Raw genomic sequence first — 7,352 nt, 5'->3', positions numbered from 1 at the left:
CCCCCTCCGTCGGCTTCGCCGACACCTCCCCCGCTGGGGGGAGGATTTGGTCCGCTGACCACCCTGAACCGACTTTCAGCCTGTCAGCTTTCAACTCTCAGCGCCCGCTCCCCCATCCCTGGAGGATCGTGCAATCGGTCCGGCGGACTGGTCTACCGCCCGCGCGGTCCCATATGGCAAGTATCGCCGCACGCGATCCTCCCCCGATCGCGATCTCCAAATCCAAGGATCTATCCCGAATGGCCACCGCTAAAGGCTATGCGGCGCCCGCCGCTGGCGCGCCCCTGGCGCCGTTCACCTTCGAACGCCGCGCCCCCAATCCCGACGACGTCGTCATCTCGATCAAGTACTGCGGCGTCTGCCACTCCGACATCCACATGGTCGACAACGGCTGGGGCCAGAGCGTCTATCCGATCGTCCCGGGCCACGAGATCGCCGGCGTGGTCACCGCCGTCGGCGCCAATGTCACCAGGTTCAAGGAAGGCGACCCCGTCGGCGTCGGCTGCTTCGTCGACAGCTGCGTCACCTGCAAGGCCGCCCGCGACCTGGATCGCGAGCAGTACCAGCCGGGCCTGGTGCTGACCTACAGCGCCTTCGAACCCGGTTCGGACACCCCGACCTACGGCGGCTATTCCGACCACATCGTGGTCAAGGAAGACTACGTCCTGTCGATCCCCGAGAACCTGCCGCTGGACGCCGCCGCGCCGCTGCTGTGCGCGGGCATCACGCTCTATTCCCCGCTGCGCCACTGGAACGCCGGTCCTGGCAAGAAGGTCGCGATCCTGGGCATGGGCGGCCTGGGCCATATGGGCGTCAAGCTGGCCCACGCCATGGGGGCGGAGGTCACGGTGCTGAGCCAGACCCTGTCAAAGCAGGAAGACGGCCTGCGCCTGGGCGCGGACCACTATTACGCCACCAACGATCCGAAGACGTTCGAGACGCTGGCCGACACGTTCGACCTGCTGATCTGCACCGTCTCGTCGCCGCTGGATTGGGGCGCGTACCTGGCCCTGCTGAAGATCGACGGGACCATGGTGATCGTCGGCGCGCCGGAAGAGCCGGTGCCGCTGAACGCCTTCGCCCTGATCCCCGGCCGCCGCACCCTGGCGGGCTCGATGATCGGCTCGATCAAGGAAACCCAGGAGATGCTCGACTTCTGCGGCGAGAACAACATCGTCGCCGAGATCGAGACCATCTCGATCGACCAGATCAACGAGGCCTACAAGCGCATGCACAAGAGCGACGTGCGCTACCGCTTCGTGATCGACATGGCGACGCTGTAGGGCATCATTGGCGCGACGGGAGACCGTCGCGCTCTTTCTTAATCCGACCTCCCCGGCGAATGCGGGGCCCAGATTCAGCCTGAGCGGCTTGGGTGTTCGCGCCCTAGGGCCTCGCCAAGCGATAGGCGCTTGTGGGTTCGATCTGGGCCCCGGCATTCGCCGGGAGATCGGAGTAGGGGTTAGGCGGTAGCGGTTTTGGCCCCGGTGGTCGGCCGGTACTTTTCGGCGTCCGAGGTGAACTCGGCGTGGCCGTAGCGCTTCAGCTGCCGCTTCAGGCGCCCCACCAGCCGCGCGTCGGCCACCTCCGACAGCCCTGGAACCCGCCGGGCCAGGCGATAGGCGGTCAGCTGGCCGGTCACGAGCGTGGCGACCAGTCCAAACATCATGAAGTCGCGCGGCCCGATCTCGACGCCCATCCGCTTGGCGGCGGCCACGTCGCCGTTCATGAAGTTGCGTAGGAAGAACACCTTGGAAAAGCCGCGTTCGACCTGGTCGAACAGGCGGTTCTCGGGCCGCTCGTCGGGCGGCAGGTAGGCGTTCAGCGTCGCGCGGACCAGCTCGCCGCAGGTGGCGTCGTCGAAGCCGGCGCGCAGGGTGGCGCTACGAGCGTTCATGGTGTCGACCACGCCCTGCGGGGTGTCGGCCAGCAAGTCCTCGGGCAGGCCCAGCAGGAAGCAGCGATAGCGGGCCAGCTCGACCCGGGCGCGCTCCTCGGCCGTGAAGGTCTTCCGCCCCTCGCCGACGATCTTGTAGCTCATCAGGAAGATCGGGATCAGGCCGGCCGGCATCTGGTCGACCTGTGGGATCGGGATCCCGTAGACGCCGACGTCCCAGCGGTTGGAGCGCTTCAGGGCGTTGAACCGCACCATCGAATGCATCAGCCGCACCATGGCCGCGGCTCGGAAACCCGCTCCATGCCGCTCCAGCGAGCCGGGCAGCAGGGTGGCGGTGAAGAAGGTCGCCGTCTCGTTCACCCGCCGCGCCGCCGTGTCATTTGACAGAGTCCCGGTCAGCGCCATCGGCAGAGCGGCGTATTTGTTCATGAAGGTGGCGATGAAGGCGCCTCGAATGGCGAACGGGCCCAGATTGGCGGCGGCGTTGCGGTCCAGGCGCTGGCCCTCGCGGACCTGGTCCATGTCCAGCCAGTCGGGAACCCGCTCCATGTCGGCGATGAAGGCCGCTAGTTCCGGCGGTGCGTCGGATACAGCCGCGATCCCTTCGTCGCAGGCCTTGGTCAGCATCTCGACCAGCGGCCGGAAGCCGTAGCGCGGCATCAGGGCGGCATAGGCGTCCGCCACGACGTCGCCCAGCATGGTGTAGGCCTTGATCAGCGCGATCTTGTCGGCGTCCAGCTTGGCCCGCGCCAGCCTCGGCGCCACGCTCTGCCGGGGATCGGTCGTGAACCGCTCGGGCGTGATGTCAAAGTCGATGTCGCCATAGAGCTCGGGCAGGGCGGTCTTCTGCGAGGCGACCTTGGCCAGGACCTGGTCCAGCGTGTTCATCGGATCCTCGTGACGTCGCGGATCCGTGACGGATCCGGCTTTTGCGCCTGTAGGGTACGCCAATATGGGGGCGGCGCTACTCGTCCCGGCGGTGATACGGAAAAGCGACGCGGATGGTTAGGTCGCCGCGGGGCAACATTTCGGCGCTGGCGGTTACGAAAAACGCGCCTGGGCACAGCTCGCGTCGACTCGCCGACGGAACCGCCACGCCAAGGTCACGTTGTTTCCGCCGGGAGGGGCCTCGACGGAGAGTTTAGATGACCAACAAGCTTGCCTTGCTCGCCGCCGCCGCGTCCCTGACGTTCGCCGGCGCCGCTTTCGCCCAGAGCACCACCTCGACCGGTTCGACCCCGACGGGCACGCCCGCGACGGGCTCCGCCACCGCGCCGACCGCGCCAGGCCAAACGCCCCCTGGCCAAGCCATGACCCCTCCGGGCCAATCGACGACTACTCCGGGCCAATCGATGACCGCTCCGGGCCAGACCATGACCAGCCCCGGCGCCACGTCCGCCGCCCCGGGCTCCTCGATGACCTCGCCGTCGGCCAACCCCGCCGACAGCGCCGCGACTCCCAGCTCGGCCAATGTCGCCAGCTTCAAGGTCGGCTCGGCCGTGAAGGACGCGCAAGGCGTGCCGGTCGGTCAGATCAGCGGCACCAGCACCGGCGCCGACGGCTCGACCAATGTGATCGTCACCAACGGCGGCGTGAAGTTCGCCCTGCCGGGCAACAGCCTGAGCGCGGGCGCGGACGGCAGCGTCTCGACCACGGCCACCAAGGCCCAGATCGACGCGACCGTCGCCGGCGCCAAGCCGCAGTAAGCCGTCGTTCTCCAAGACGATGATAACCTTCGCCCGCTCGGCATTGCCGAGCGGGCTTCTCGCTGCTAGCGATGGCCTGCAAAGGGGCGGTTTTCCGCCGACTTGGGGTTCCCGTATGCCTCCGGCCAACAAGACCAAGCGTGGGTCCAACTCGCTGCTTTGGGATCTTCTGACGTTCGATCGCCTGGTCACCGGGCCGGTGATTCACTTCATCTACTGGGCTGGCCTGGGCGTCGTGGCCCTGTTCGGCTTTTCGGTCGTGGGCGCCGCCGTGGGCCTGGCGCTGAAGGAGCCGGGCGTCGGCTCGCTGTTGCTGGCCTTCCCGGTGCTGGTCGCCGGCCTGCTGGTCGCCGGCGCGCTGGTCCTGCTGTGGCGGGCGTTCTGCGAGTTCTACGTCGCCATCTTCCGCATCAGCGAGGATCTGCGCGCCCTGCGCCAGACCAGCGACGCCGACCACGCCGCTTTCCTGGCTCGCCGCCAGGCCCAGCCGGCCGAGGCGCCGCGGGAGTAATCCTCAGCGGGCGACCGTCTTCAGCCGCTCGCGCAAGGTCGTGAGTTCGGCCAGCGGCATGTTCAGCGCGCAGAACAGTTTCTCCGGCACGCTCGCGGCCTGTTCGCGCAGAGCCTGGCCCTTTTCCGTCAGCGCCACGATCACCCGCCGCTCGTCGTCCGGATCGCGGCGGCGCTCGACCAGGCCGCTCGCCTCTAGCCGCTTGAGCAGCGGGGTCAGGGTGCTGGAATCAAGGTCCAGGGCGTCACCTAGCGCGCCGACCGTGCGCGGGCTCTGCTCCCACAGCACCAGCATGGCCAGATACTGCGGATAGGTCAGGCCCAGGGCGTCCAGGATCGGGCGATAGAGCCGCGTCATCCGGTTGGCCGCGCCGTAGAGGGCGAAGCACAGCTGGTTGTCGAGGCGCAGGATCTCGACAGGGCTCTCGGATGACGCGGATTTCTCTGTCATGTCGACTGGCTTACGCCGCCTTGACGCTGATGGCCACGTCGACATTGCCGCGCGTGGCGTTGGAGTAGGGGCAGACCTGGTGGGCGGTGGCGACCAGGGCCTCCGCGTCCGCCTGGCTCAGGCCTTGGGTCTCGACCTCCAGCGCGACGTCCAGCGCGAAACCCGCGCCGGCGCTGGCGAGGCCGACTTGGCCGGTCACGGTCGAACCGGTCAGCGGGATCTTCTGCGTGCGGGCCACGTGAGCCATGGCGCTCTGGAAGCAGGCGGCGTAGCCGGCGGCGAACAGCTGCTCGGGATTGGTGCCCGTCTCCTTGCCGCCCAGCGACTTGGGCATCGACAGCTGGACGTCCAGCAGGCCGTCCTCGCTGCGGGCGTGGCCTTCACGGCCGCCGACGACGGTGGCGCGGGTGGTGTAGAGGGTGGTCATGACGAAACTCCTCGCTCATCGAATGATGTGAGCGATTTAATCGCGTGCGATTTATGTTCAAGGGCTGCGCCAAAAAAGATCGCGTGCGATCGATTTAGATCCTCCCCCCAGCGGGGGAGGATTTGGGGTTAAGCCGCCCAGGCGGCCGCGAAACGGCGCAGCAGCGAGCGGGCCAGACTGTCCTTGTCCTTCTCCGCCGCTTCCAGGCGCAGAAAAAGGTCGCCGGCGCGGTGGTGCGCCCGGGCGGGCAGGCCTTGGCCGGCGAGGCGGACCAGGCCGCGCTCGGCGGCCTTGGTCGAGATCCAGGCCTGACGGGGACCCAGCGGCGTGTCGGCCTCGACGCGGCCGCCCTCGGCCAAGACTCGGGGGGCGACCTTGCCGGTCAGCCAAAGGTCGTCGCCGCGCACCAGGGCGCCGTCCAGCGGCCGGTGGCGGACCTCGAACAGGACGTCCAGCAGCCGCACCTTGTCGCCGGCGCGAAGGCCGGCGGGCAGCTTCAGGCGCAAGCGGCGGCCGTCGATCGACAGCTCTTCCGAGCCGCCGGACACGGCGGTGGCGATGTCGATGTCCAGGAAGGCGTAGTCGGCGGCCGCTGGCGCGGTCACGGCCGGCGCGAAGGTGGTCGGGCGGGCCAGAGAGTCTTGCAGCAGGCGATAGGCGGCCTGGACCTCGCGAAACAACGCCGCGTCGCCGGTCGGACGGTCCGGATGGGCGCGCTTGGCGGCTTCGCGATAGGCCTTGCGCAATGCGCGCTCGTCCGCGTCCGGCCCGACGCCGAGCAGGGCGCGGGCCGCGAAAAGCGTCAGGACGGGGCCTTTGGCGGTCATGGCGGCGACCCTGCCGCCCGGATGGTCAACGGGGCGTTAAGTTAAGACTTTCGCTTACGGGACCGGGGCTGTGGCCCCTCGCCGCTGGGGGGCCTATATGAAGGCCATGAGCGCCGACCAGACCCTGATCCCCGCCTCGCCCAGCGAGGATGACTACGTCCGCCAGGTCACCGAGGCCACGCCGCCGCCGCTGCTGTCGGAGGAGGATCCCTTCGCCCTGTTCGCCGAATGGCTGGAGGACGCGGGCAAGAAGGAGCTCAACGACCCCAACGCCATGACCGTGTCGACGGTCGACGCCGACGGCATGCCCGACTCGCGCATGGTGCTGCTGAAGGACTTCGATAGCCGGGGCTTCGTCTTCTACACCAATACCCACAGCGCCAAGGGACGCGAGCTGTCGGCCAATCCCAAGGCCGCGATCCTGTTCCACTGGAAGTCGCTGCGCCGCCAGGTGCGGATCCGAGGTCTCGTGGAGACGGTGACCGAGGCCGAGGCCGACGCCTATTTCGCCAGCCGCGCTCGCCACAGTCAGATCGGCGCCTGGGCCAGCGACCAGTCCCGGCCGCTGCCCGACCGCCTGGCGCTCGAAAAACGTGTGGCCGAGATGGGCCTGAAATTCGGCCTGGGCAAGGTGCCGCGGCCGCCCCACTGGTCCGGCTATCGCATTGTCCCCGTCACGATCGAGTTCTGGCGAGACCGGCCGTTCCGCCTGCACGAGCGGCTGGTGTTCGACCGCGTCGCCGACGGCTGGACGACGAAGCGGCTGTTCCCCTAGGCGAGGCGGTACTGGCCGCTGAGCCCTTCGCCCTCGGCGGCGACGCGGCCTTCCTTCACCAACTGGTTCATGTGGGCGAGCACCGACAGCGCCGCGGCCGGATGCAGGCGCGGGTCGACGGCGGCGTAGAGGCTGGGGACCATGGCGGGGATCGACGTGAATCCAGCGCCCAGCGCCTCCAAGATCTGCGCCTCGCGCGCTTTGCGGTGAGCGATATAGGCGTCGATGAACGGCCCGACCTCTCGAACCGGCGCGCCGTGGGTGGGCCATAAGGTGTCGAAGTTTCGCGCCCGCACCTTGGCCAGACTGGCGAAATAGTCGCCCATGTCGCCGTCAGGCGGGCTGACCACCGTCGTCGACCACCCCATGATGTGGTCGCCGGAGAACAGGGCGTTCTCTTCCTTCAGCGCGAAACAGACGTGGTTTGAGGTGTGGCCGGGGGTGGTCACGGCCTCCAGCGTCCAACCGGGGCCGCTGACGACGTCGCCGTCGGAAAGTTCGACATCGGGGCGGAAGCGGTCGTCGGCGCCTTCCTCCAGACCCGGCGCGGCGGCCTCGCCATGGTCCGCCGGCGCGGGGCGACCATGGACCTTGGCGCCGAACAGCTCGGCCAGGGGGCGGGCGAGGGGGCTGTGGTCCAGGTGGTGGTGGGTGACCAGCACATGGGTGACGCGCTCGCCGGCCAGGGCCGCCTTCAGCGCCTCGAAGTGCTCGGGCAGGTCCGGGCCCGGGTCGACCACCGCCACCTCGCCGCTGCCG

The 7,352-nt window shown here is 68.6% G+C and carries 9 protein-coding genes; 4 read left to right on the top strand and 5 right to left on the bottom strand.

From position 1 onward, the window contains the following. Positions 1-239: 239 nt before the first annotated feature. Complete coding sequence (locus tag AX690_RS02535) at positions 240-1,283, top strand: NAD(P)-dependent alcohol dehydrogenase (protein ID WP_066687216.1); 1,044 nt, start codon at positions 240-242, stop codon at positions 1,281-1,283. A gap of 179 nt (positions 1,284-1,462) precedes the next feature. Here AX690_RS02535 and AX690_RS02530 read toward each other — a convergent pair whose 3' ends face one another. Continuing rightward, positions 1,463-2,785 (bottom strand): oxygenase MpaB family protein, encoded by a 1,323-nt coding sequence (locus AX690_RS02530; RefSeq protein WP_066687218.1) that lies wholly within the window; start codon positions 2,783-2,785, stop codon positions 1,463-1,465. 257 nt (positions 2,786-3,042) lie between these two features. Between AX690_RS02530 and AX690_RS02525 the strand changes: the two genes are divergently transcribed. Both AX690_RS02525 and AX690_RS02520 read left to right on the top strand, forming a co-directional pair. Continuing rightward, positions 3,043-3,603: a hypothetical protein gene (locus AX690_RS02525; protein ID WP_066687220.1), complete on the top strand. Its 561-nt coding sequence runs from the start codon at positions 3,043-3,045 to the stop codon at positions 3,601-3,603. Positions 3,604-3,718: 115 nt separating this feature from the next. Then, positions 3,719-4,114, top strand: coding sequence for a DUF4282 domain-containing protein (locus AX690_RS02520; RefSeq protein ID WP_066687222.1), 396 nt, complete (start codon positions 3,719-3,721; stop codon positions 4,112-4,114). A 3-nt stretch (positions 4,115-4,117) separates the two neighbouring features. On the opposite strand, the gene AX690_RS02515 is transcribed toward AX690_RS02520, so the two are convergent. The 3 genes from AX690_RS02515 to AX690_RS02505 all read right to left on the bottom strand — a co-directional run bounded on the left by AX690_RS02515 (position 4,118) and on the right by AX690_RS02505 (position 5,818). After that, complete coding sequence (locus AX690_RS02515) at positions 4,118-4,564, bottom strand: MarR family winged helix-turn-helix transcriptional regulator (RefSeq protein WP_066687224.1); 447 nt, start codon at positions 4,562-4,564, stop codon at positions 4,118-4,120. A 10-nt stretch (positions 4,565-4,574) separates the two neighbouring features. Then, a complete protein-coding gene (locus AX690_RS02510; RefSeq protein ID WP_066687227.1) occupies positions 4,575-4,991 on the bottom strand; it encodes an organic hydroperoxide resistance protein in 417 nt (138 codons plus the stop codon). A 128-nt stretch (positions 4,992-5,119) separates the two neighbouring features. After that, entirely contained in the window at positions 5,120-5,818 is a 699-nt protein-coding gene (locus AX690_RS02505) for a DnaJ domain-containing protein (protein ID WP_066687229.1), read from the bottom strand. A gap of 106 nt (positions 5,819-5,924) precedes the next feature. Here AX690_RS02505 and pdxH point away from each other — a divergent pair, with 106 nt between their 5' ends. After that, the gene (gene pdxH, locus AX690_RS02500) at positions 5,925-6,593 is read left to right on the top strand and encodes a pyridoxamine 5'-phosphate oxidase (RefSeq protein WP_066687231.1); all 669 of its coding nucleotides are present in this window, start codon (positions 5,925-5,927) and stop codon (positions 6,591-6,593) included. Here the strand turns inward: pdxH and AX690_RS02495 are convergent. Further along, a partial coding sequence (locus AX690_RS02495) for an MBL fold metallo-hydrolase (protein ID WP_066730234.1) occupies positions 6,590-7,352 on the bottom strand: 763 nt, incomplete at its 5' end. The genes pdxH and AX690_RS02495 overlap by 4 nt on opposite strands.

The sequence above is a fragment of the Caulobacter sp. CCH9-E1 genome (genome assembly GCF_001556515.1).
Lineage (GTDB): Bacteria > Pseudomonadota > Alphaproteobacteria > Caulobacterales > Caulobacteraceae > Caulobacter.
The sequence above is the reverse complement of the archived record's forward strand: the minus strand, read 5'-3'. Positions and strand labels throughout refer to the sequence as shown.

Bases quoted from the DNA above. Each gene is read 5' to 3' on its own strand.
- AX690_RS02535 (WP_066687216.1), top strand. From the start codon at position 240: ATGGCCACCGCTAAAGGCTATGCGGCGCCCGCCGCTGGCGCGCCCCTG.
- AX690_RS02530 (WP_066687218.1), bottom strand. From the start codon at position 2,785: ATGAACACGCTGGACCAGGTCCTGGCCAAGGTCGCCTCGCAGAAGACC.
- AX690_RS02525 (WP_066687220.1), top strand. From the start codon at position 3,043: ATGACCAACAAGCTTGCCTTGCTCGCCGCCGCCGCGTCCCTGACGTTC.
- AX690_RS02520 (WP_066687222.1), top strand. From the start codon at position 3,719: ATGCCTCCGGCCAACAAGACCAAGCGTGGGTCCAACTCGCTGCTTTGG.
- AX690_RS02515 (WP_066687224.1), bottom strand. From the start codon at position 4,564: ATGACAGAGAAATCCGCGTCATCCGAGAGCCCTGTCGAGATCCTGCGC.
- AX690_RS02510 (WP_066687227.1), bottom strand. From the start codon at position 4,991: ATGACCACCCTCTACACCACCCGCGCCACCGTCGTCGGCGGCCGTGAA.
- AX690_RS02505 (WP_066687229.1), bottom strand. From the start codon at position 5,818: ATGACCGCCAAAGGCCCCGTCCTGACGCTTTTCGCGGCCCGCGCCCTG.
- pdxH (WP_066687231.1), top strand. From the start codon at position 5,925: ATGAGCGCCGACCAGACCCTGATCCCCGCCTCGCCCAGCGAGGATGAC.